The organism is Candidatus Zixiibacteriota bacterium (assembly GCA_016933955.1).
Classification (GTDB): Bacteria; Zixibacteria; MSB-5A5; order GN15; family PGXB01; genus JAFGTT01.
The window spans coordinates 81,011-104,520 of sequence record JAFGTT010000032.1; the positions used below are offsets into that span (position 1 = coordinate 81,011).

At 50.3% G+C, this 23,510-nt stretch carries 19 protein-coding genes; 2 read left to right on the forward strand and 17 right to left on the reverse strand.

Annotation, left to right across the window (positions count from 1 at the left end):
* Nucleotides 1-9: 9 nt before the first annotated feature.
* The 11 genes from JXQ28_11635 to JXQ28_11685 all read right to left on the reverse strand — a co-directional run bounded on the left by JXQ28_11635 (nucleotide 10) and on the right by JXQ28_11685 (nucleotide 11,276).
* Nucleotides 10-990, reverse strand: coding sequence for a polyprenyl synthetase family protein (locus tag JXQ28_11635; GenBank protein MBN2278384.1), 981 nt, complete (start codon nucleotides 988-990; stop codon nucleotides 10-12).
* Nucleotides 991-1,270: 280 nt separating this feature from the next.
* A complete protein-coding gene (gene nadB, locus JXQ28_11640; GenBank protein MBN2278385.1) occupies nucleotides 1,271-2,884 on the reverse strand; it encodes an L-aspartate oxidase in 1,614 nt (537 codons plus the stop codon).
* Nucleotides 2,884-3,951 carry a tetraacyldisaccharide 4'-kinase gene (gene lpxK / locus JXQ28_11645; protein MBN2278386.1) on the reverse strand — a complete coding sequence of 356 codons (1,068 nt, stop codon included), beginning with the start codon at nucleotides 3,949-3,951 and terminating at the stop codon, nucleotides 2,884-2,886. The genes nadB and lpxK overlap by 1 nt, the downstream gene beginning before the upstream one ends.
* Nucleotides 3,920-5,203: a hypothetical protein gene (locus JXQ28_11650; GenBank protein MBN2278387.1), complete on the reverse strand. Its 1,284-nt coding sequence runs from the start codon at nucleotides 5,201-5,203 to the stop codon at nucleotides 3,920-3,922. Before JXQ28_11650 ends, lpxK begins: the two co-directional genes overlap by 32 nt.
* On the reverse strand, nucleotides 5,197-6,315 hold the full coding sequence (gene lpxB / locus JXQ28_11655) for a lipid-A-disaccharide synthase (protein MBN2278388.1): 1,119 nt from the start codon (nucleotides 6,313-6,315) through the stop codon (nucleotides 5,197-5,199). Before lpxB ends, JXQ28_11650 begins: the two co-directional genes overlap by 7 nt.
* On the reverse strand, nucleotides 6,305-7,294 hold the full coding sequence (locus JXQ28_11660; protein ID MBN2278389.1) for a Gfo/Idh/MocA family oxidoreductase: 990 nt from the start codon (nucleotides 7,292-7,294) through the stop codon (nucleotides 6,305-6,307). Before JXQ28_11660 ends, lpxB begins: the two co-directional genes overlap by 11 nt.
* 37 nt (nucleotides 7,295-7,331) lie before the next feature.
* Nucleotides 7,332-8,105, reverse strand: coding sequence for an acyl-ACP--UDP-N-acetylglucosamine O-acyltransferase (gene lpxA / locus JXQ28_11665; protein ID MBN2278390.1), 774 nt, complete (start codon nucleotides 8,103-8,105; stop codon nucleotides 7,332-7,334).
* Nucleotides 8,102-9,493 (reverse strand): bifunctional UDP-3-O-[3-hydroxymyristoyl] N-acetylglucosamine deacetylase/3-hydroxyacyl-ACP dehydratase, encoded by a 1,392-nt coding sequence (locus JXQ28_11670; protein MBN2278391.1) that lies wholly within the window; start codon nucleotides 9,491-9,493, stop codon nucleotides 8,102-8,104. The genes lpxA and JXQ28_11670 overlap by 4 nt, the downstream gene beginning before the upstream one ends.
* A gap of 72 nt (nucleotides 9,494-9,565) precedes the next feature.
* Nucleotides 9,566-9,814, reverse strand: coding sequence for a hypothetical protein (locus tag JXQ28_11675; protein ID MBN2278392.1), 249 nt, complete (start codon nucleotides 9,812-9,814; stop codon nucleotides 9,566-9,568).
* A 15-nt stretch (nucleotides 9,815-9,829) separates the two neighbouring features.
* A complete protein-coding gene (locus JXQ28_11680) occupies nucleotides 9,830-10,330 on the reverse strand; it encodes a hypothetical protein (GenBank protein ID MBN2278393.1) in 501 nt (166 codons plus the stop codon).
* A 175-nt stretch (nucleotides 10,331-10,505) separates the two neighbouring features.
* On the reverse strand, nucleotides 10,506-11,276 hold the full coding sequence (locus JXQ28_11685; GenBank protein MBN2278394.1) for a radical SAM protein: 771 nt from the start codon (nucleotides 11,274-11,276) through the stop codon (nucleotides 10,506-10,508).
* 126 nt (nucleotides 11,277-11,402) lie between these two features.
* Here JXQ28_11685 and JXQ28_11690 point away from each other — a divergent pair, with 126 nt between their 5' ends.
* A complete protein-coding gene (locus tag JXQ28_11690; GenBank protein ID MBN2278395.1) occupies nucleotides 11,403-11,606 on the forward strand; it encodes a hypothetical protein in 204 nt (67 codons plus the stop codon).
* Nucleotides 11,607-11,776: 170 nt separating this feature from the next.
* Nucleotides 11,777-12,385 (forward strand): CPBP family intramembrane metalloprotease, encoded by a 609-nt coding sequence (locus tag JXQ28_11695; protein ID MBN2278396.1) that lies wholly within the window; start codon nucleotides 11,777-11,779, stop codon nucleotides 12,383-12,385.
* Here the strand turns inward: JXQ28_11695 and JXQ28_11700 are convergent.
* The 6 genes from JXQ28_11700 to JXQ28_11725 form a co-directional block, all read right to left on the reverse strand.
* The gene (locus tag JXQ28_11700; GenBank protein ID MBN2278397.1) at nucleotides 12,373-14,637 is read right to left on the reverse strand and encodes a VCBS repeat-containing protein; all 2,265 of its coding nucleotides are present in this window, start codon (nucleotides 14,635-14,637) and stop codon (nucleotides 12,373-12,375) included. The genes JXQ28_11695 and JXQ28_11700 overlap by 13 nt on opposite strands.
* A 28-nt stretch (nucleotides 14,638-14,665) precedes the next feature.
* Nucleotides 14,666-17,365, reverse strand: a complete 2,700-nt coding sequence (locus tag JXQ28_11705; protein MBN2278398.1) for a T9SS type A sorting domain-containing protein — start codon at nucleotides 17,363-17,365, stop codon at nucleotides 14,666-14,668.
* A 663-nt stretch (nucleotides 17,366-18,028) separates the two neighbouring features.
* Entirely contained in the window at nucleotides 18,029-19,324 is a 1,296-nt protein-coding gene (locus tag JXQ28_11710; protein ID MBN2278399.1) for an HDOD domain-containing protein, read from the reverse strand.
* A gap of 63 nt (nucleotides 19,325-19,387) precedes the next feature.
* The gene (locus JXQ28_11715; GenBank protein ID MBN2278400.1) at nucleotides 19,388-20,587 is read right to left on the reverse strand and encodes a ribonuclease H-like domain-containing protein; all 1,200 of its coding nucleotides are present in this window, start codon (nucleotides 20,585-20,587) and stop codon (nucleotides 19,388-19,390) included.
* On the reverse strand, nucleotides 20,574-21,524 hold the full coding sequence (locus JXQ28_11720) for a HEAT repeat domain-containing protein (protein MBN2278401.1): 951 nt from the start codon (nucleotides 21,522-21,524) through the stop codon (nucleotides 20,574-20,576). The genes JXQ28_11715 and JXQ28_11720 overlap by 14 nt, the downstream gene beginning before the upstream one ends.
* Nucleotides 21,521-23,479 (reverse strand): hypothetical protein, encoded by a 1,959-nt coding sequence (locus JXQ28_11725; protein MBN2278402.1) that lies wholly within the window; start codon nucleotides 23,477-23,479, stop codon nucleotides 21,521-21,523. Before JXQ28_11725 ends, JXQ28_11720 begins: the two co-directional genes overlap by 4 nt.
* Nucleotides 23,480-23,510 lie beyond the last annotated feature (31 nt).

The window sequence follows — 23,510 nt, forward strand, 5'->3', positions numbered from 1 at the left end:
GAAACCCGGCTATGCGGCTCGTGAGGTGGAGAAATCGACCATCCCGGTCAGTGATTTATAATAAACCGATTTTTTCAGTCCGTTGACCTTTTCCAGCCCCTCGCTGCCAATCTGGGTCGCCCGCCGGTACGCGTATTCGATACCGCCCGATTCATGGACATATTTTAATATTCTCTCAAAACCGCCCTTGTCAATCCCGTTACCAAGAAGTCTCAATATTTCCCGGCTTTTGTCTTTTTCGCCGTTACGGAGAGTGTAAATCAGCGGCAGGGTTACTTTACCGTTGACGACATCGTTGCCCGGCTCTTTCCCGGTAACATCGGCATCGCCGACATAATCCAGAAGATCATCGGCAATCTGGAAAGCCAGTCCGACTTTTTCACCGAAAGCGGCATACTGGTTCCGGGTCTGCCCGTTCCGGCCCGCCAGAATCGGCCCGGCCTCGCATGATACGGCGAAAAGCGAGGCGGTTTTATCGGCGATAATTTTAAGATACTCCTCCTCGGAGAGATCATAGTTGGCGGTTTCCTCGACCTGGCGCAATTCCCCCACCGAAACCCGTTCGGTGGCCTGCGATATAGCCTCGACCAGATCGATCGACTGGGCCGAAACCATCAGCCGGAAGGCCTTGGCAAACAGGTAATCTCCCATCAGAACCGAAACCAGATTGGTCCATTTGCTGTTGACGGTTTCCATCCCGCGCCGCATATCGGCATCATCGACGACATCGTCATGCAGAAGAGTCGCGGTGTGAATCAACTCGATGGAGAGCGAGGCATCGATAGTATATTCGGTAAAAAATTCCCCGGCCCGCGAAACCAGGAACATAAGAGCCGGCCGCATTCTTTTCCCATGCGAGCGCATCAGGTGCTGGGCGATGGCGGAAATCAGCGGGGTATCGCCTTTGAGTATCTCCCCCAAGCGTTTATCGAAAATCGTCAGGTCGGGTTCGACCGGTTCGATAAGTGTTTTAAGACGGTTCTGATCCATTTATTACCATTTACGCCATTACACGCCAATCTTTTAACAAGACTTCGAGACTTCAATTATATCGCAATTGGTATCTGTTGTCAATCCAATTTATCACCGGTCCCTTAGCGCTATTTTTATTTGGATTGAAATTGAAACCATTCACTTTAATAGGGCGGAAAATCATGTCATATCTATTCGGGGAATAAATATGGACTTTTCTATTGATATGCAATCTTATGGGACACTTTCATTCCGGACGACACGCATCCAGGTTGTGTTATCGGGTTATTTTGCCAAGCTATTTGCCCGTCCGGTGGGGGAGGTAGTTTTTCGGCCTTAGGATCGTGTTGCGTTTCCAAGTATCCAGGGTCTCGGGATAATCCACAATATAATGCAATCCGCGCGATTCCTTGCGCCGCGAAGCCGCCCGGATTATCAGATTGGCCACCAGGGCGATATTACGCAGTTCCACCACCGCATACGAGGCCGGCTGACTGAGATAATATGATTCGATGGCCTTGTGAATAACCCGGGTGCGCTCCCCGGCCAGGGCCAGACGGTCCTCGGAACGGACAATCCCCACGAAATCCGACATCAGCTTTCTCAGGCTCAGCCGGTCGTGCGACACCACGATTTTCTCTTTTTTCAAAGTGATCGAGGATTGCAGCCAGTGTTCGGCCGCCGGGGATTCGGGGAATTTTTCTCTTTTCAGGAATTCGACGGCATCATCGGCGGCGAAATCGGCCATCACCACCGCTTCCAGAAGCGAATTCGAGGCCAGCCGGTTGGCCCCGTGCATCCCGGTGCAGGCGGTCTCGCCGCAGACATACATCCCCTCGATATCAGTCCGGCCGTGCAGATCGGCAATCACCCCGCCGCACATATAGTGCGCCGCCGGAACAACCGGGATCGGCTCGCGGGTGATATCGACTCCCCGTTTGAGACACTCTTTGTAAATATTGGGAAACCGTTTTTTGGTGAAGCGGGAATTGAGGTGACTGATATCGAGATAGACACAATCGTCGCCCGATTCCTTGAGCTGGCTGTCGATGGCCCGGGCCACAATATCGCGCGGGGCCAGTTCCTTGAGCGCATGATAACCGCGCATGAACCGTTTCCCCTCGGAATTGATTAAAATCGCCCCCTCGCCGCGAACCGCTTCGGAAATAAGAAACGGTTTGCGTCCCGGATCATACAATGTGGTCGGGTGAAACTGCACGAATTCCAGATTGGCCACCCTCGCCCCCGCCCGGTACGCCATTGCGATCCCGTCGCCGGTGGCGATATCCGGGTTAGTCGTGTTATAGTACACCTGCCCCACTCCACCGGTGGCCAGAAGTGTCACCGGGGCGTAAAAACTGCTGAACTCGCGATTTTTGCGGGTGAAGGTGTAAACCCCGCCGCAACGGCGGCGGCCGTTATGAATATAGGTTATCAAATCAAGAACAATGGTTTCCCTGAAAATATCGACATTCTTCTTGCGCCGGCATGAGGTCAGAAGGGCCCGCTCGATCTCGCGCCCGGTCAGATCGGCGGCATGCACCACCCGATTGGTGGAATGGCCCCCCTCGCGGCCGAGATCAAAACGCCCCTTTTTCCGGGTGAAATTCACTCCCACCTCGACCAGTTTTCCAATCGCGGTCGGCCCGTATTTAACAATCTGGTCGACCACTTTCTTATTACACAGCCCGGCCCCGGAAACCAGCGTATCCCGGACATGCATCTCAAAACTGTCGCTTGGAGCGATCACCGTGGCGATTCCGCCCTGGGCGTAGTTGGTGTTCGAGGCCGTTTCGCTTTTCTTGGTAATTACCGCTACCCTCCGATCGGGCATCATGGCGGCCACTTTCTGGGCAAAAAACAACCCGGCAATTCCAGAACCGATTATCAGGAAGTCGTAATGTCGTTCCATTATTTCTTTACCACTTGATCGAGTTTTTCCAGCAAATCCTGTTCACCGGATATGAATCGAAGCTGTAAATCAAGATAATATACGATTCGACCGAAATCAAAATTTCTTATTTTTACATAATCTTTATGAGTAGTTAAAACCAGATCCGGATTAATTTTATCTATATCCTTTGTCAATTCGGCAACCGTTTCCGGAGAATAACAGCAATGATCGGGAAACTGTCGCTGTTCGGCAATATTGCCGTACATACTTCTGACATAGTTCAAAAGAGTCGAAAATCCGCCGATTCCAGCAAAGAAATAAACCGATTGCCCGGTCGTTTCGTCGATGGGAATTCTTTTCCCGCCCGCAACAATAGACTCGTTGACAAATTCCACTTCGGCCACCGGTTTTCCCGGAAAATTCCCCCTGATCCAGTCAACATAACCGGGCGCGGCTGTGGAAATATTACCTTTGGTCAGGACTGCTCCTTGGGCCCGTTCGAGAGCATGAATACTCTCCCGGAGTCTTCCCAGAGGAAAGATATGTTCTTTGCGCAAATCGATCCCGGAGTCGATTATGAGGAGATCGAAATCACGGCCCAGCCGATGGTGCTGATAACCATCATCGACCAGGATAATATCAGGATGGTATTTTTCATCCATTCGCCCGGCCGCCTCATATTTCGATTTGGCCACCGTAAAATAAATATCCGGAAGGGTTTCGGCCATCATCAGAACCTCGTCCCCGGTCAGATCGACCGCCAGGGAGGCAATCTCCTGACCTGTTCCATCGATATTTTTTTTGGATCTTCTTCCGTATCCCGAGGAGATAATCCCCACCTTTTTATTTCGGCTTCGAAAGTATTCGGCCAATCTGATTACCATTGGCGTTTTGCCGGACCCGCCGACCGTGATATTCCCGATTGATATGACCGGAATCGAAATCCGGGCAGGTGCAGGGCTGAAAATACGACGAACATGAACCCCGATATTATAGAGGATAGAGACCAGCCATAGAATAAAAACCGCCGGCCAGTATCCGGGTTTGTTTTTATTATTGATTATTGTCAGCCACAGTTTTTCCATCGGCTACCGCCGGCCCCAGAATTTTTCGGGCGGTTTGAAAGGCCCGCGAGTTCTCATCTTCATTTCTGTTTTTGGTCCTGAAGGTCAACTCCCCCCTGAAATATCCGACCAGATGGCGGTATAAATCATCGCCATCGGTCACCATTTTGCCGAATCGACCGCCAGTGATATAGGCCGAGCTGTCACGTACGTTGAAAATCGAGGGACCATAGAGTACCGGTATTCCGGCCCAGACCGGCTCCAGTATATTCTGGCCGCCAATATCGACCAGTGTCCCGCCGACAAAGGCGATATCGGACACCGAATACAGGTCGTTGAGAACCCCCATACTGTCAACCACAAGAATCATCGGGTCATCTTTGGTAATCCCCTCCTGGGAAAACAGTCGGTATTTGACTTGAGCCGTATCGCAGAGTAAACGAATACTGCCGACTCTTTCCAGGTGACGGGGAACCAGAATCAGGCGGACATCGGGAAACTCGCCTGCCAGCTTTTTAAAAACATTAATGATGATTTCATTTTCACCGCCGCGGGTCGAACCGGCGATAAATAATTTCGCCTTAACTCCAAATGGCAATGAATTTTTCAGTTCCCTGATACGTTCATCGCTCAACCGGGTCATCGGCGCATCGAATTTTAAATTGCCCAGCACGTCGATCCCATCCAGTCGGGCCCCGACGGATATAAAACGTTCCCGATCTTCCTCCGATTGGACCATCATGGCGGTGTATTGCTCAAAAACCCGGCCCAGTCCAGATCGTACCAACCGATACCGTCCGGCGGCTTTTTCGGAAAGCCGTCCGTTGGCCAAAAAAACCGGAATTCGGCGATGTCCCAGCGCAGTGATAATGTTGGGCCAGATTTCGGTTTCGATAAAAGCCGCCCGGGCCGGATTGACGGTTTTCAAAAAGCGATTAATGGCCGGCCGGCTGTCCAGAGGAATATAACCGACGGCGGTATTTTTCGATACCAGATCAAGTGCGCTCTGGTAGCCGGTATCCGTCATGACGGTGATATAGAGGGAAAGATTCGGGTCAATTTTCCGCAACTGCCCGATCAGAATCCCCATAACCTTCACCTCACCCATCGATGATGCATGCAACCACAGTTGGCATCCCTGCCGATCACAGGGCTTATACCCGTATCCCAGACGATGTCCCCATTTGAGGGAACCCGCCAGATAAGCCGGAAATATCACCGGTAAACTGATATAGTAGAGAATCATCGTGAAGATTTTATACAGAGTCAGCACGAGATATACTCCATGATAGCCTCAGCCGCCCGCGCCGAGGCACCTGTCGTTTCCAGCCGTTCACAGATTTCATTCAACCGTCGGACAATATCCAGACAGAGTGTTTTGTTTTCAAGCATTCTTTTCGCTTCACCGGCGATGGCTTTCGGAACGGCCCGGTTTTGTATTAATTCCGGGACGATTTTCTCACGGGCGGTAATATTAACAAGGGCGATTTTATCCAGCGTGACCAGGTGTCTGGCAATCAGATAAGTCAGCGTCCCGGTTTTATAGATAACAATCATCGGCCGCCCGATTATTCCTGTTTCAAGGGTGGCGGTACCCGATGAAGTAATCACCAGCCGGCTTTCAGCGATTAACTCCCGCGTCCCCCCTTTGACCAGTTGCACCGGAAATTCAATCTCGTTCAGATATGAATTATAGTCGATCTCTCCCTCGACCGCGGCGATGGCGAATCTCCAGCGGTTATCCCGATTCAGTCTCGCGGCCGTTTCAAGCATCGTCGGCAGCATTCGCTGGACTTCCTGAGAGCGCGAACCCGGCATGAGCAGGATCAGATCAGAATCCGGATTGTACGGGGACCGGATAAAACGGTTATCCATATCATCCAGCAGATAATGACCGACGAATTGATTTTTTATCGAGGCCTTATCATATATTTCTTTTTCGAAAGGAAGAATAAGAAGCATCAAATTCACCAGTCGCCTGATCTGGTGAATACGCTTGCCGCCCCAGGCCCAGACCTGGGGAGACACATAATAAATAATGGGGATTCCAAGGGGCTTGATCCGCTTGGCCAGACGCAGGTTGAATCCGGGATAATCAATCAGAATCACCGCCCGGGGTCGTATCTTTTCGATTTGCACCGCCGCTTGATTTATTAGCCTTTTGAAAAACATGAACTTTCGGGCCACTTCCCAGAATCCGAGGACGGCCAGACGCGATCCTTCAATCAATTGTTCTTGACCAGCCGCTTTCATCCGTGATCCACCCAGCCCCAGAAAAGACAGGTTGTCATTACGGATAATTAACTCCTGTATTAGATGATACCCGGCGATGTCCCCCGAGGGATCGCCGGCCGAGAGAAATATCGGGATTGTTTTATCGGACATCTCCGGAGAGAACCCCATTTATGCCGATTTTATCGATTTCAATGGCGACCCGCAGGGCTTCGGCCGCCTCCGCCGCCGAAACCTCGGGCGCCGAGTTATCCAGAACCGCCCGGGCAAAGCTGGTCAGTTCGCGGCAAAGCATATCTTCATCCCTGGAGCCATCCTTGCTGTAAAGGAGATCATGGCCCGATTTGCCCAGAGGAATCCGCATCCCGGGTTCGTTATCGGAGCCGTCGTCAGCCAGGCGGTATATATCGGCTCGTTTTTCGGCCAGATCGAGCGAATAGTACCCGGATTTCTGGAATATCCGCAGTTTTCTCATGGCATGAAGTGAAATACGGCTGGCCGTCAGGTTGGCCACTGCGCCGTTGGCAAAAGTCAGCCGGGCATTGGCGATATCGGCCTTATCCGAAATCACCGCCACTGCCGAGGCCTCGATACGTTCGACTTTCGATTTGATCAGATGCAGGGCCAGATCGACATCATGAATCATCAAATCGAGAATTACCGCCACATCGGTTCCGCGAGGATCGAAGGCGGCCAGGCGATGGGCCTCGATAAAACGGGGTGCGATATTGAATTTTTTCAGCGCCGTCACGGCCGGATTGAATCTCTCGATATGTCCCACCGATAAAATCACACCATGCTGTTCAGCCAGTTCAATTAACCGGTAAGCCTGATCGACCGTAACCGTAATCGGTTTTTCGATCAGGCAGTGAATTTTCTGCTCAATAAACCGGCGGGCGATTTCGAAATGGGTTGTGGTCGGGGTTGCGATCGACACCGCCTCCGCCCGGTCGAAGATGTCGGTCATTTCCTTAAAAGCTGTCACCCCCAGTTCCTCGGCCACTTTGCGGCATTTCTCCTGATCGGCATCATAGACCCCGATCAGTTCCGATTCATTGATCGTCTTGTACCATCGGGCATGATGTCGTCCCAGATGACCCACCCCGATAACAGCCGTTTTTAATTTATCCATAAATAATATCAGTCTATATTCGATACCACTGGCCGGATTACTTGGTTATCCCCCTGGTGGAACGATCGATAAAATCGAGAATGATCTGAATTTCCTTGATCGGCTGGATTTCTCCTTTTATCCGCTCAACCGCCTGCGATGTGTTGAGATTGGAAAAGAATAAAAACTTGAAGGCTTTTTCCAGCAGATGAACTGCCTCCGGGGCAAACCCGCGGCGTTTGAGTCCGATGGCATTAATACCGATAACCTTAAGCGGATACCCGCCGACCAGTGAATACGGGCAGACATCCTGGGGAACCCGGAAACCGCCCCCGATCATGCAATGGGCCCCGATTTTAACAAACTGATGAATCGGAACGACCCCGCCGATAATGGCATAATCGCCTATTTCCACATGGCCCGCCAGGTTGACGGCATTGGCCATAATGACATTGTCACCCAGGTAACAATCGTGGGCAACATGCGAATAAGCCATCAACAGGCAGTTTTTTCCAACCACCGTTTGACCGCTGTGCTTGGTGCCGCGGTTCAGCATGGCATACTCGCGAATGGTTGTTCCCTCACCGATAATCAGACGGGTTTTCTCGCCGCCGAATTTCAGATCCTGGGGTACCGTTCCGAGAACGACGCCGTGGGACAGGGTTACACTATCCCGTAATTCGGTGTACTGGGCAATCAGGCAATTGGCGGCGATACTGACATTGTTTCCGATTATAGTCTCTTTTTCGATAATCGTATTGGGACCGACCGTAACGTTGTCGCCCAGAACGGCGCTTTTATCGATTATCGCCGTGGAATGTATATTGTTCATCTTTCCTTAACTATAGCCATGAGTTCTGCTTCCGCCACGACCGTATCGCCGACAAAAGTTTTGCCTTTCATCTTGCAGGTGCCGCGACGGAACATTAGCATATCCAGTTCGAAACGAAGAGTATCGCCTGGTGTTACCATTCTGCGGAATTTGACATTATCGATGGCCAGGAAGAAAACCAGCTTGGTTTCAGGTTTCTCCACCGCTTCCAGAAGCAGGACGCCTCCCGCCTGGGCCATAGCTTCAATAATAAGCACCCCCGGCATCACGGGCTTTCCAGGGAAATGCCCCTGGAAAAAAGGCTCATTCACGGTGACATTTTTGATCGCCACGACTCTTTTTTCCGGTTCCAGCTCGAGAACCCGGTCAACCAGCAGGAAGGGATAACGATGCGGCATAATACTCATGATACCGTTGATATCAAGAAACGGTTCGGCCTTGGACTTCTGAAATTTGCTGGCCAGTTTTTTCTTTTTATAGAGAGCCCGCAATTTTCGAACCAGTTCCACATTGGCCTTATGACCCGAACGGGCCGCCAGGATATGCCCTTTAATCGGCACCCCGATCAAAAACAGGTCGCCGATCAGATCCAGGGCCTTATGCCGGACCGGCTCGTTATAAAAACGCAGGGGGATATCATTAATAATCCCCGTCTTCCCGACAAAAGCCTCATCCGTCAAATTTAAAGCCCTCTTAATCCGGTCCACCTCGACCTGCCCCTTGTCGGAATCATAAATTACAATAGCCGAATTCAATCCCCCGCCCTTGATCAATCCTTTATCGCGAAGCATCTCCACCTCGGAAAGAAAACAGAAAGTTCTCGCCGGGGCGAATTCATCGACAAATTCCTTCTCCAGATCGATCAGGGTAGTATATTGCGTTCCCAGAGCCGGATTTTTATAATCGACCATGAAAGTTATGCGAAAAGTATCCGATGGTGTCACCACGATATCGACCGCCCGATCCGGTTCGGAATACGACATGGTCGTATCGACTTCCAGGTACTCCCGTTCGGCATCCTGGGTCTCGATTCCGGCCTCAAGCAATTTATCGACATAGGGGCGGGCCGAACCATCGACCACCGGCGGTTCATTGGCCGTTAATTCCACTTCCAGATTGTCGATCTGGAGTCCGGATATGGCCGCCAGAACATGCTCCACCGTATATACCCGGGCATCTCCGTTGGCCAGGCTGGTACCTCGCGAGATATCGACCACATGGTCAATATCAGCCACCACCGATGGCCGGCCGGGAAGATCGGTCCGGGTAAACTTCACCCCGCTGTCAGGGGGCGCCGGTTTGAATGTCATCCTGGAGGGATTCCCGGTATGCAGACCGATACCTTGCAGTGATATTTCTCGCCTTATGGTTCTTTGGTTTTCCAGCATAGTTTCCACCTAAAATGGGATAATACGAATATCGTTATATCTTTACAAGCTAAAAATTCCCATGTAAAAGCCCTATATGTCTTTTAAGTTTTTCACCTGTCTGAACTTACGGAAAAGCTGGACATATTCTCTGACCATCTTCTCCTCGGCCTCGGACACACCTTCCATAACCGGGATACCGATTTTCAATACCGCCCGGACAATGTCGGCTACGGTTCGATCATGACGTTCCGCCAGGTTTTTTAATTTTTCTTTTAGCTCAAAGGAAACAAAGATATTCAGGCAGTGTTCTCCCCGGGTTTTCATTTTTCTATCTGTCATCGTACCCTCCTTAATTTAATGATATTTATGGTGACCGATCAGTATTTGCGGGGTTTGGATAATGATTCCGTATTTTTCCTTCAAAATCCGGATAATATTTTTCCAGGTTTCTTCTTTTGTTTTGGATTCGATAAGGGCATCGATTTCGACCCGATACGGCGATATACAAAGCGGGCATTCTGCCTTTATTTTGTTTTCCAGATCGAATTCGGTTTTAACAAAGCGGGCCAGTAATTTTCTAAGACGGCCGACAGTTCGCCGATGCAGACTTTCCATCCGTCCGAAACGGCGATTCAGGGCCAGGGCTATTTTTCGATAAGACTCTCCCTTGAAATAGTAGCGCTCAATAAACTCCCTCTCCAACGGCGAAAGATGCTCCAGGGCTTCCCTGACGGCCCTGACGACCCTTTCATTGGGCTGGATATTATTATTCAGATAGGGCAGGCTGTAACGATGCCGGGGATCGACCCCGATCTTGACAATCCAGTCGCAATAGACCAGTCTTTTTCCGGACATACACAATTTCCTTTTTTATCCGGAAAAAAACGGTTGATCCCGCAGCTGTCCACCATATGGGGATCACAAGAAATCGTGTGAGACAGACTCCGGGTGTATCACAAGAATCACATTGACCCGAAACTTTAAATTTAAATAAATAAATTGTCGATTGGCCGGACTGAATATAAGGGGTTTAGAAAACCTCGACTGGAATCCCGGTTCGTTCCTCGGTCAGTTGCTTGATTCTCAATAATCCATCTTGATCAATCACCGTCAAGTTATCATCGGGCGTGCCCCGATCCAGGGAATAAATATGACAGCCTGCGGGCCGGATTTGACCGATGGTCTCCACCCAGCGGTCAATGGCGTAATCATTATAGTTGCCATTATCTCCCCCGGCGAAGAGGGCCTGAATTATCACACCTTGAAGTTGTTTCAGGCCCGCCACGATATCATCGAAATTAATATCCCGGTGAGGCCGATTGAATTTAATGAATAATTCCCTGTAGCCGGCGTCAAGTTTCATAAAACAGACATCCAATCGGCTCAGGGTTTCCCGGATTTCCCGCTTCCAGACAAAGGCCGAGTTGGACAGAATAGCCAGCCGGGCGTTTGGAACAAGACGTTCTTTGATTTTTTTTACCTCGGTGACAATATCGGTAAAATGGGGATGTAGAGTCGGTTCGCCATTACCGGAAAATGTCACATAGGCCACATCGGGATTAGCCTTTAAACCGGCCTCAAGAGCCATAGCCACCTGATGAACTTTGGGCATATTACGGCCATCGGAGTCGATCACATAGCCCTCGTGTAAGGTAAAACCGTACTGGCAATAAATACAATTGAAAGGACAGGCCTTATATTCAATCGGCAGAATATTAAGCCCGAGTGATGATCCCAAACGCCGGGAGTTGACCGGTCCATAAATTATACCATTTTGAAGGCCAAGCAAAAATCTGCTCATAATTTTATATCCGCCAGAATTCCCTTTTAAATATCCAACTTTTTTTTAAATTTAGCATAAACAGAGATAAAGTCAATTGCTACAGAATAAAGAGGAAGAAAATATTGTCATTAATGGGAAAATCACATGAATATCACAAGTGAAAGCCGGCACAAGGATCATCACGGCCACGTTACCGGCGGAATTATACTGATCGGCCTTGGAATTATCTTTTTGATGATCAATTTCGATATTATGCCGGGTATCGAAAAAAGCTGGCCGGTCATAATAATTATCGTGGGACTGGCCCTGATTCTGAAGGGATTTTTCGAAAACAGGAAATCCGAGTAACCGACGGGAGTACTGCTCTGGACGATTTCAACCCCGAAAGGGATTCCGCCTACGAGGCCGATAATCCGACCGGACAATCGGAAGGGCCGTCGATTTCCGAATTCAGAAAAAGCCGCCTGTCCTATATCACCCTGTTTATACTGCTGGTTCTCTGGCCCGCCCAGGCCCTGGTGGCGATCGATGACCCGACTGCCATCCTGGAGAAAATGTCCCTGTCTTTGATTTTACTGGTCTATCTCCCGACCATAATCATGCAATGGCTGTTTTTTGCCCTGATTTTCCTGACTGTTTATCGCGAAAAAACCGGAATGACAGGTATCGGATTTAAGAGAATCCGTCCGATAGATTTCCTGTGGGCGATTGCCTTCCTGCTGGTGGCCAACCTCTTGATGGCTGTCATTGCTCTCCTCTTCAGCTTGATAAATATCGAAATCCCCGGGGAACTAGGATTGATTCTGCCCACCGATTCCACCGAGCGTATTTTCTGGGTGATTCTGTCCCTGACCGCGGCAATATGCGAGGAAACCGTTTTCAGAGGGTATCTTTTAACCCGGTTAAAGATATTCGCCGGAACCCGGGGATGGGTTCTGCCGATAATTCTTTCCTCGCTCTCGTTCGGCGCCGGACATACCTACCAGGGAATCGGCGGATTTGTATTGATGTCAATCTACGGTAGTTTTTTCGCTCTGCTATATATCCGGACGGGGTCGATCTGGCCGGCCATCATCGCCCATTTTTTCCAGGATTTTTCAGCCCTCTTCTATCCTTACCAACCCTGATAAATTGGTGCGGGCGGCGGCCCGTCTTTATACAGATAATTAATTAAATAAGTGACATCGAGAATATTAATCGATCCGTCGGAATTGGCATCACCGGCATAAAAATCAGGAGCCTGTCCGCCAAGGTACAGGTAACGAATCAGGAAAGTCACATCCAGAATATTTATAGCCCCGCTACCATCGGCATCACCCTTGATCACATAATTATTGGTGATGTAACCGGTCTGGACCACGGGCTGATAATTGATATAGTCGGCGTTTAGATTAAGATACTTCGCCGAAATGGTGGTCGTGTCGAGAATATTGGTTCCGCTTCCTGACTGCCGCAGAAAATAGAAATTCAGAATTCTTCCATAGCCCGGTGCCAAAGGCGGTTTTGTGCCAGAGAGACTGGCGGTGAAATTGAAAGCCAGTTTTTTCCCGGTCGGATCCGAAGCCGTTCGATTGACCAGATCGAAATAATCCGTGACACAGGAATCGGTATCATAGCCGAAGTATCCAAGGTCCAGCGACCCGCTGTAAACAAGCGGAATGGTGAACGCGTATAGCGGGTGGCAGTTCTTCAGGTAAAGAGGAATCTTGACCGTATCGCCAGAAAATATCACGTTCGGGAAATAAAGCGTATCGGCAAAGGTGATTATCATCATCTTCCTGGTTCGGTTATGCGGTCCATCGGGCAGAACGGCATCCAGGCGAACATCAAAAACCCCGCCATTCTGATAAACATGGAAAGGATTCGGTTCGGTCGCGCTGTCGCCGTCATCGAAATGCCACTGCCAGTCCGATGATCCGATCGAGCTGTCGCTGAATTGTACCGCCAGCGGGACGGGGCCGTACGAGGTGTCGGCGTAAAAGTCAAGATACGGCCGGCTGGTATTACCGAAAGCCATGTTAAAGGTATCCCAGTTGGAAACGGTCAGATCATTCTTGAATGAATACTGGTAATATATGGCAACACTGTCATACGGTTCCTGTCCCAGAGATACCCAGCCACTTATCAAATCAAAACAATAGGCATCAATATCGATGGTCACCCCGTCAATTGCGACCGAATCGATCGCCTGAAGAGGGTGGTGCAATGTGTAAAGCAGCCTGCGTCCGTCCATGACATAAAAGGTGTCGGCCCGCTGTTCGACACCATCGCCGTCGATATCGATCCAAGCCATTTCTTCCACTACGGTTGATCCATCGGCGCGCCAGACCGGTTCATAACTGAATTCGGTTCCGGTGTTTTCATACACCCGAGGTCGATCCCACCATCGCCCGGCCGCCAGGTCATCGTCGCCGTCATTATCATAATCATACATCGAGACAGCCGATCCATAGCCGCCATCGGCCGATTGCCAGGCGGGGAAATTCTGCAAGGTCCCGGTGCCGTCATTGAAATGCACCCGGTAGTACCCGTGCCCGCTGTTTTGGTAGTTATAGGCCACCACCAGGTCAAGCCAGCCATCGCCATTGACATCGCCGAAAATCAAGGTATTGGCCGATTCGTCGACCCATGAAGACCACGACGGAGTAGTCTCGATTGCCCCGCCATTATTATAGAATACCTGGGCCGGGCGGTCATCATAACAGAAAGCCAGGTCAAGATCGCCGTCATTATCGACATCGCCCCAGGTGACATCCATTCCCTCGGTCGGATCCGCGGAAACCCAGCCGGGGGTGGTCTGCAAAACACCGTCGATATTAAAATAGATACCATCATATTCCTGGGGACCGCCGTAACCCTGACCGTTGACCACCGCCAGATCCAGATCGCCGTCACCATCGGGATCGCCGAAGGCGCATGAAAAAGTAAACATGGTATCATCCGTGTGCCAGTCCGGGGTGGTATTGAGGCGACCATTGAAATTCAGATATAAATCCGATTCTACCGCGGTGCTGAACCCCCCGTGGCCGATGAAATTGGAGACCGCCAGATCGGGATAACCGTTATCATCGACATCACCCACGGCACAATGCCCGGAATAATCGTTATTGGCCGAATACCATGAAGCCACCGACGGCATTGTCCCGTACTTCGAAAGGTAAACATAATTGGGAGCCATGACAATATCATTGCCATTGGAAAAAAAACCATCGATGCAGCCGTCATTATTACAATCCCGCCAGATCATTCCGGTGGAATACATATCTTCTTCGGATGTTTGCCAGAAGGGGGTGCTTTCAAGAGGCACCTGGGCGAACACCCCGGCTGATGCCATAAATGACCAAAGAAGAATGACGGCCGTAATTAGCCTTACATTCATAATCACCCTCCTTCCCATGGAGTGATATTTATTTAATCAGAATCATCTTTTTGGAAAAAGACTGTGATCCCACGGACATCTTATAGAAGTATATCCCGCTTGGAACCTGGTTGCCCCGCTCATCCCGGCTGTCCCAGGTGACTTCATAACGCCCCGCATCATAAGTCCGATCGGTCAGAACGGCCAAGTTCTGTCCCAGAATATTATAGACAGTAATCGTTACCCGGTTCCGGGTCGGAACATTGAAGACAATCCTGGTAGAAGGATTGAAAGGATTGGGGTAATTCTGCTCCAGAACGAATTCGGCCGGAAGTAAGCCGGGATTATCATTGTCGTCAACATCGACTGTCGTGTACGACATCTGGCTTAGATATATATTCAGACCATTACTCCGGGGATCGCTCCAGGCGATCCACCCGGTTCTATTCAATGCCGCGACATCGGGGGTCATGGCGAATTCCGCAACCGCCGATGATATCGGGGTATTAACCCCGGCCGGATAAAGATTGTAGTCAAAAACCTGGGAGTAAACCCGGCGTTTTCCGGAACGGCTGTCAATCCAGGCGGCCACCACAAAGCGCTCGTTATCCACCGCCAGCGACGGTTCCAGATCATAATCGGAAGCAACTTCAGTGACTTCAAACGACGGCGTCACGGTCGCCCCGCTTCCCGATAATACCGCCAGATACAGATTTTTTTGATCCGACAGACCTTCCCACAGGATAAATATATCGCCGCCAAGCGGCACCGCCACGGCCATATCGTTTATCTCCGCCCCGGTTATGCCCCCCTGGAAGACAAAACGATTGATCAATCCTCCCGAAGTATTGTACCGCGCGACAATAACCGCCGGTCCCCCGGAATAGCCACGTGACAGCCAGGATATGATAAAATTGCCGTCCGGATCGGTCACCAGATTAAGACAATCATTAATCAGATCGGTGGCCGGTGAAGAGACCATAAATTCCGGTCCGGTGGCCACTCCAGAATTGCCATAATGCCGGGCATAAATCTGGGCGGATCCGCTGCGGTAATCAATCCAGGCCACCATGGCGGTATTGCCTGACAGTATGGCCACGGCCGGGTTTCTTTTGGCCGCAGTCACGGCACTATCGGAAATACAGAAGTCCTCGCCATCGGGAATTCCATCAAGCGTCATAAAACGGCCGAAAATGCGGGATCCGGTAACACCGGCAATGGCCCTGCTGTCATTCCAGACCGCCAGGGCTCGCCCGGCCGAGACCGCAATCCGGGGCTCACTCTGTAAATCACCGACATCGTTACCGTTAACCCGGGTATTGCCGCCAGCCAGGGTACCGTCATTATTGACCAATTGCACATAAATATCACCGTCATCGTTACGTTCATCGGCAAAGACCACCAGAACCTTGCCATTATCAATCACAGCCAGATCGGGATTAGTGGACTGGGCTCCGATAGTATCATCATTGACTTTTTTATCATTGGCGAAAAGCCGGGAACCGCTCGAGGATAACAACTGGGCATAAATATCGCCATTGCCGGAACGAAAATCAGTCCAGCCGCAAATCATTTTATCGGAACTGCCGACTTTTAAAACTGTCTCCCAGCGCGAACCGGTACCATAAGCGCTGACTGTTCCGATTGAACCATTGAGCGCAAAATCGGTCGTAAATTTCTGGAGGAGTATTTTATTTTCAAGACCGACCGAAGCCCAAGCCAAAAACAGATTACCACCGGAATTGATATCCATGGCAATATCCCATGATGTGGTCAGACTGTCATTACTGGAGATTTTAATATTCGTACCGCTCAGACCGGTTCCCGGAATATATCTCTGAACATAGACTTCCTGTCTCTTGCCCCGCTTATCCAGCCAGCTGATGGCATACCCGTCACGCGACGAGAAGGCCACCCGGGGCATATACTGAGCCGAATCATCATAAGCCCCCTCGACCACACCCAGGTTGGGACCGCTGTAGGAACCATCGGCGTTAATCAATTGCATGAAAATATCGGCATTACCGTGCCGGTAATCCTCCCAGACCACCGCCATCCCGCCTCCGGCATTAACCGCCACCGAGGGAGCCCAGTGATTGGCCGGAAGTGAATCCCGGTTGATCTTTATCACCGATCTGAGCGCTGTCCCGGAGGAACTGAAAATTCTAAGAGAAATATCGTTGGCAACCCCGTAATCTTCCCAGACCACCGCCAGACGGGAGTCCAGATAGTTATCAATATCATATGGGCCGGCATAATTGGCCGCCGGGATATCATTAATCACAAAGGGATTAACAATACGCGTCATCGAGGAATTATATCGGGCGGCATAGATTTTTCCGCTTGATTCATCGCGCCAGGCCAGATAAAATCCCCCTGATCCATCAGTAACCGCTTTGGGTTCAATAACATTAAAACCATCCTCACGGCCCACCAGAAGTCGGTTGGTACCGACAGCATTCCCATCGCCATCGAAAAGCTGGCCATAAATCTTCCGACTGCCGTTTCTATCATCCTCCCAGACCAAAACATATTGCCCGCCACTCAGGGCGGCCAGAGACGAATAGGCCTGATTAAAGGTGGCCGGAGAAACCGATTCAGAAATGGCTATATCGGAAAAATCCGAAATCTTCTCGGACTTTATCGAGGGAGCAAAATATGATATTGGTCCGGAGACCGGAACCGCTATTCGGGCTTCATGACGCAGAATCCGTTCGGATTCAGGAGTAGTTTCCCCTCCAATCGCCATGGATCTCCATAATAATGATAATAACAGGATAAAACCAACTGATCTGGCGAACACAGACATCAACTTATTTCCCCTCAGCTTTATGCTTATCGACGGGCATCAATGCAAAGCTCATGCCATAAGCATATACAAAGGCGATCATTAAGCTGGCAGTGAGGTAAGGTGAGGTATTTACCCGACTTATATGATATTCGAAAAGTCCTGTCAGTCCAACCGGGAGTCGAAATATCCCCATCATTTTCAATCATTCACTTCGCGTTCCGCCAATCAGGCAATGATTTTCACAATTTCTGAAACAGCAATCCAATTGCGGTAAATAACGGGGTTTCCACTTGCCCGATCCGTGGGCCTTCAGCCATCCCAATATAGACTTAAAACAGAATAATGTCAAGGAGTTATACGGCCCGGCAAAGCAAAATATGGTTTCCCGAAAGGTTTGTTTAAAGGAGTATTTCGCCGAAACCTTTGGCGGGTTTCTGCGTATGTCTAATTACCGAAAGCAATTATAATGAATTAACGATGGGATTGAGTGACAGAATTTGTCAGTATTTAATTTTTAGGGATTTAAGGACAAATCATTCTTATTTGGTTATTATATAACGCTAATATCTGAACCCCTCGATACCCCTACCTAAAAGGCCGGCTTATCAAAGCCGGCCTTTGTCATATTTTTATCGGTGAGAAGGACCTTCGGAATTTTTGAATCCTGAGGTTAATCCTTTGCTCAGCCTCTCCTAACAGGCTATTGTTGCGACAATGGCCACTGCCGTTGATCCGCTTTAATTCTTCAAGGATATAGGAAATATTTCCGGTTCCTTCGCCGATAATTTCTTTCAGTCTTTCGGCGGCACTCTGGATTTCCCCATTCATGGAAACAGATTCCGCCTCCTGCGACAGGGCCAGCATAGCCTGATTGACATCGTTGATGAACAGGCTGAATCTCTCGATAAGTTCCCTGACCATATGGCCGGAGTTATCAACGGCGTGCCCTTCGGCCATTTGCTGCTGAATATCCATGTTCTGTCGAAGCAAATCCTCGGCAATAAGGTACTGCTTGTATAAAAGCCTGTTGGCTTCACGAAGGATTTCTTCCATATTTCCGATGTCGATTTCCAGAAATCCCGATTCCCGAACCACATCGCTAATGAGGTTTTTCTCGATTTCCGCCAGCGCCGAATTGGAAATATCCAGACCGGCGGCCATGATTCTTTTGCTTTCAAGGAATTTCGGACCCGGAGGGGTCATACTGTTAATACGGAATTTCGAAATCAGGTTTGCCAGATTGACGACATTATCAAGCGGGACACCTTTTTTTTCGTCTTCCTCGGCAAAAACCTGGTGATGATTCCCGACTGCCTGGCAGATATTTTCCGGGATATTCCACTGGGCCAGAAGAAACTGCCCCACCCGGGCATGGTTGGTTCCCCATATTTCCTGTTCGGCTTCAATCAGATTATCACCACTTTCGATTTTCTTCCATACTTTGCCGAAATCTTCGGGGAATGAAGCCTCCATTACCAGCATTCCGATATCGTGAAGCAGGCCGGCTACAAAGGCCTCATCGGGCGATTCCAATTTAACGGATCGGGCAATCATCCGTGACGCCAGTGCCACCTCGAGTGAATGCCGCCAGAATTTTTTACGATCAATGGTTGTATGAACACTGCCTATCAAGCTGTAAATCGAAGTCGCGACCGTAACTGCGGTAACGGTCCGGACCCCGAGATTGACCACCGCCTGTTTAACCGTGCTGATTTTCGATGCCGGTGCATAGTAAGGAGAATTGACCACCCGCAATAGTTTGGCTGTCAGCCCGGGATCCTTCATCACGACTTCGGCCAGATCAGCCGCGGAGGTGTCGGAACTGCCTGAAACCCGGATCACTTCGGCCACGACCTGGGGAAGTGACGACAGCTCTCTTTGATCGGTCAGGATTTTTTGAAAAATCTCTTTATTCATTAAATATACCCCATTACCGCTATTATCGGCCCCTTAAAATCAATAATTTAGGACAGGATATAATTAAGATTTCCCGGTCAGACGATTGATTCGTTTCTGAACATCGGCCGCCAGGGCCGGGCGCGCGGGACATATTTTTCGGGCCTCAAGCGCCTGATACAGGGCTTTTTGGGGGTCCCGAAGGCGGTGCTCGAAATACTTGGCCAGTTCAATTCGGGCGGCGAAGGCCTCCGGGCAATCCCGGTTGGCTATCTTATCCCATAAGGCCGCGGCCTCGGGCCAGCATCCCCGCCGTTTATATGCCAGCGATTGAATAAGCAAAATATCATACCGCCTGTGATCGGCCGCCAGATCCCGGAAATCCTCTAGAACTCCGCAGATATGTTCATGCTCCCGGCGTCGTTCCAGAATCCGGGCCAGCGATAAAACATCGTCCGGTTCCCTGATATTTCCGGCCGGATCGACCTGGACCAGTTGAAGATGATGCATCAGGAAAAAAAGAGAGATAATATCGTTCAAATTGTGTTCCGCTATTTTATCAATCAAATCGGTGCTGTCGGTGGCCAGCCAGTTGAAATAAACCGACGGAACCAGATGCCCCGGCAGATCATCCTCGCGGTAGAATTCCAGAATGTTTCGCTCGATATTGGACAGACTGCAATCTTTTAACCGGCGCCGGTATAGCCTGCGAACAGTGTGGAGCAGATCGATATGATCGGCCGCTTTGAGATTTCTTTCGACCCTTTGAATAATCATCCGGTCGGCCAGAATCGGCATATCAAAGGCCTTGCCGTTGTATGTGACCAGGACCGTATCAGCCTTTATTTCCTCGCGAACCGCCTCCAGCATGGCTTCCTCATCGGAAAAATCCGGCAGAAAATACTGCCGCACACGAAAACCATCCTTCGTTACCGAGCCCACCCCGACCAGAAACGCCACCGTCCCCGACCCGCCCAACCCGGTTGTTTCGGTGTCGAGAAAAAGCAGTTTTTCGACTGCGTACTCCGATGGATCATCATAGCCAAAATGACGGGTCTTAAAAACTGCGGATGGATCGAGGTCCATCAACATGGTTCGCCCGTGATTATAGGTATCCCGGAATTCGGAGATTATTCTGATAAAGGTTCCATTATTATTGATATCCAATTCCCCTCCGAGAATATCCGAGAGACGCCGGTATCGTTCATTTGGATAGTCGTTCTTTGAAGACTTATTGGAGTGAGTGACATGATCGGAAAGGCGGTGCAGTTTATCGCGCAGCATATTTCTCGATAGCCCTCTTGATGAAAAACAGCACCATGGGATCCTTTTCCATCTGCGCCAGTATTTCGACAAATCCGCAGGCCGAATGACTGCCGCTGTGATAAATTCCCTCGACCGCCAGGGCCCGGCGAATCGGCGAGGGCGAGCCTATCTGCAATCCAAGAATGACCGCGGCCGAGTCGCCGCCAATCATCCCGAGGGTGGTACAGCCAAGGTTTCCCAGGAGTTCATCGGGTGAATTCAGAGAATCGGTGATGGGGCCGATTGCCGTCTCGCCGAATCCGACCAGAGTCTCCGAGGCACACATTCTCGCCCCGTAAAAATCATCACTCAGCATATGAACCAGATGGGGGATGGCCTCTGCTATTTTAAGTTGCCCGCAGGCCACCGCGGCCGATTTACGAACGGCAGCATCGTTATCGGTTAAAGCCCCGGCGACTGCTTTGTCGGCCCGGTCATCTTTGATTTTCCCCAGAGCCTCGACAGCGCTGGAACGTCCCCGCCAGTCGGAATCGGAAGCCACCCCGACCAGGCTTTCCACCGCCGAGGAATCCTTGATATTGCCGAGAGTATAACAAATCCGACTGGTCTTTTCGCCATCGGCATCAGCCATTGTTTTTATTAAATAGGGAACCGCCACCGCCCCGATCTTGACCAGGATTTCATCGATGGCATGACGCTCGCGGGCCACCTGTGTATCGAATTTCTCGATCAATCGAGGCACCGCGCTCTTGCCCATCGCCGCCAGCGAATCTTTGGCCGGGGTCACCAGGTCCCGGTATTTGAGTTCTCCCGACGAAGCCAGAATAAAAAGCGAATCGACCTTCTTTTCGGTTGCCGTAATCGGAGGTGAAGCGGCCGATAAATCGACATATGTAAACAAGCAAATGATCTGAAGCAATACCATGGTTAAGACGGAGCTCAGATAATTTTTCATCGGGCGGCCTCCCCTTCCGAAATCACCGGAGTAATAAAATCCTGGTCTATACCTCCGCCCCATTTCGAAGGGCTTATCCAGTAGGTACTGTCGCCTCCCTGCCCGGTATAACGGTCGCGGCCGGCCAAATCGACAAACAGGCCGATCGAGCCGAATTCACGGCGCGGATTACCATAACCCTGGGTATTGGCATCACTGCGGACATAATACGTGTCATCGCCTCGGGTGTTAATCAAAATCCCGATCCCGTTGGCCGACCCGGCCGCCTGGGAAAGATCCTCGGCCTGGAAGATATCCTGGCCGCTCCTGTCGAGCATCAAGCCACACCCGTAATCGTGACCGCACCCGTGCATCAAACCCTTACCCCGATAGAAATCATCGCCGTCAAAATCGGCCAGAATCCCGACCGACATATGAATCCCGGCGCCCTGGGCATACTGGTAGGCCACATACTGATCGTTGCCGGCCGCATCACCGATAATCCCCAGTCCCCACCAGTAGCTCGAGCCCTGAGCAAAAATATCGGCGATATAATTGTCATTACCGCCGTAATCCAGGATCATTCCCACCCCTCCCGAAGTGTACGGCCGCAATCCCTGTCCGAATCCCTGCGAGAGCGACAGGTAATGAACATTGCCTCCGGCCAAACCGTATGTTTCGGTGTACTTACCGCCCGCCAGGTAATTATCATTACCGGCATAATCGGCCACCAGGCCGAAACCCTCGACGCCGCCGAAACCCTGTCCGAACAGGGCCGCCGAATACAGGTCGGAACCGCCCCGGTCAATCAGCAACCCGGCCCCGAACGTTCCGGCACCCTGGGTGTGAGTGTCGCCGTAATACTTATCACTGCCCGAAGCATCATACAGCAAGCCGAATCCGAAATACCCCGAACCGCATGAAAAACTCCCGGCATTGTAGATGTCGTCACCCTGAAAATCATACAGCAAACCGACCGAAAGACAGCCGGAGCCGAGCGTGAAATCCGTCTGCGATGTATAAATATCATCACCCGAAAGATCGATTATGATGGTCCCGTGAGGACTGACCGGATTGTACCACAGATCGTAATGATCATTACCGCCGAAATCGAATATGAACTGATACTCGCCCTGATAATAATCATCACCCGGGCCGCCGATAATCCAGGTCTCGTCTTTGCCGAGGTATCTGGCAATACCGGCCCGTTCCGGTATGACCGAGGTGTCGGTTAAAATATTTTCAATCGTGAGTTGGCCGGAATTGATTTCTTTTAACAGCAGATCGATTTCATTATAAATATCAAGAGCCATATTGAGGCCCATCGAGAGCATGAAATCCTTGCGAACACCGCCCCCGAATTCCACAAACTCGCGGATATACCCCTCCTCGACCTGCTGGATAGAATCAAGGACATCAACCGGTTTGTTGACATCGGCCGTGTCCTCGCTCATGATCTCTTTATATTGATTTATCAAAAACAGCCTCTGGCTTCTGGTTAAGGCCAGAAAGGTCGAATCATAGGAGGCTTGCTGGATATCCCCAAGATAGGCCCGCGCTTTCATCAACAGACGATTGAATTCGATGGAATTGTAAAACAAATTGATTCCATCCGGGTTGATCTCCGCCACGGGCTGGCGGATTTCCCTCACGTACTGAGACTGGTTTTCCCGTTCGAGCCGGTCGAAGGCATAGTTTAAAATATCTTTGAGTTTTCCGCCCCGGCATATTTTGAGCGCTTCTTCGGAATATTTTATCATCCCGTACGGGGCTTTCATCATATCGGCCACGGCCGTCAGGCGAAATTGATCTTTTTCGGTATAGTCATCGCGAAAAGATATATCCGACAGTTTCAGATTCAGCAGAGACATGATTCTATCCAGCCCCTCGCGTTCCAGGACCGAATCAGGTTTCTCCTGACCGGATACTGTCAGGGCTGTCAGGCAAATTATAATCCCGAGGAAAAAACTTTTCATAGGTGTAATAAAGAACAGTTGATAATCCCGG

Excerpts from the sequence above, each read along its gene's own strand:
- JXQ28_11635 (MBN2278384.1), bottom strand. The coding sequence starts at position 990 with ATGGATCAGAACCGTCTTAAAACACTTATCGAACCGGTCGAACCCGAC.
- nadB (MBN2278385.1), bottom strand. The coding sequence starts at position 2,884 with ATGGAACGACATTACGACTTCCTGATAATCGGTTCTGGAATTGCCGGG.
- lpxK (MBN2278386.1), bottom strand. The coding sequence starts at position 3,951 with ATGGAAAAACTGTGGCTGACAATAATCAATAATAAAAACAAACCCGGA.
- lpxB (MBN2278388.1), bottom strand. The coding sequence starts at position 6,315 with ATGTCCGATAAAACAATCCCGATATTTCTCTCGGCCGGCGATCCCTCG.
- JXQ28_11660 (MBN2278389.1), bottom strand. The coding sequence starts at position 7,294 with ATGGATAAATTAAAAACGGCTGTTATCGGGGTGGGTCATCTGGGACGA.
- lpxA (MBN2278390.1), bottom strand. The coding sequence starts at position 8,105 with ATGAACAATATACATTCCACGGCGATAATCGATAAAAGCGCCGTTCTG.
- JXQ28_11670 (MBN2278391.1), bottom strand. The coding sequence starts at position 9,493 with ATGCTGGAAAACCAAAGAACCATAAGGCGAGAAATATCACTGCAAGGT.
- JXQ28_11675 (MBN2278392.1), bottom strand. The coding sequence starts at position 9,814 with ATGACAGATAGAAAAATGAAAACCCGGGGAGAACACTGCCTGAATATC.
- JXQ28_11680 (MBN2278393.1), bottom strand. The coding sequence starts at position 10,330 with ATGTCCGGAAAAAGACTGGTCTATTGCGACTGGATTGTCAAGATCGGG.
- JXQ28_11685 (MBN2278394.1), bottom strand. The coding sequence starts at position 11,276 with ATGAGCAGATTTTTGCTTGGCCTTCAAAATGGTATAATTTATGGACCG.
- JXQ28_11690 (MBN2278395.1), top strand. The coding sequence starts at position 11,403 with ATGAATATCACAAGTGAAAGCCGGCACAAGGATCATCACGGCCACGTT.
- JXQ28_11700 (MBN2278397.1), bottom strand. The coding sequence starts at position 14,637 with ATGAATGTAAGGCTAATTACGGCCGTCATTCTTCTTTGGTCATTTATG.
- JXQ28_11705 (MBN2278398.1), bottom strand. The coding sequence starts at position 17,365 with ATGGCGATTGGAGGGGAAACTACTCCTGAATCCGAACGGATTCTGCGT.
- JXQ28_11710 (MBN2278399.1), bottom strand. The coding sequence starts at position 19,324 with ATGAATAAAGAGATTTTTCAAAAAATCCTGACCGATCAAAGAGAGCTG.
- JXQ28_11715 (MBN2278400.1), bottom strand. The coding sequence starts at position 20,587 with ATGCTGCGCGATAAACTGCACCGCCTTTCCGATCATGTCACTCACTCC.
- JXQ28_11720 (MBN2278401.1), bottom strand. The coding sequence starts at position 21,524 with ATGAAAAATTATCTGAGCTCCGTCTTAACCATGGTATTGCTTCAGATC.
- JXQ28_11725 (MBN2278402.1), bottom strand. The coding sequence starts at position 23,479 with ATGAAAAGTTTTTTCCTCGGGATTATAATTTGCCTGACAGCCCTGACA.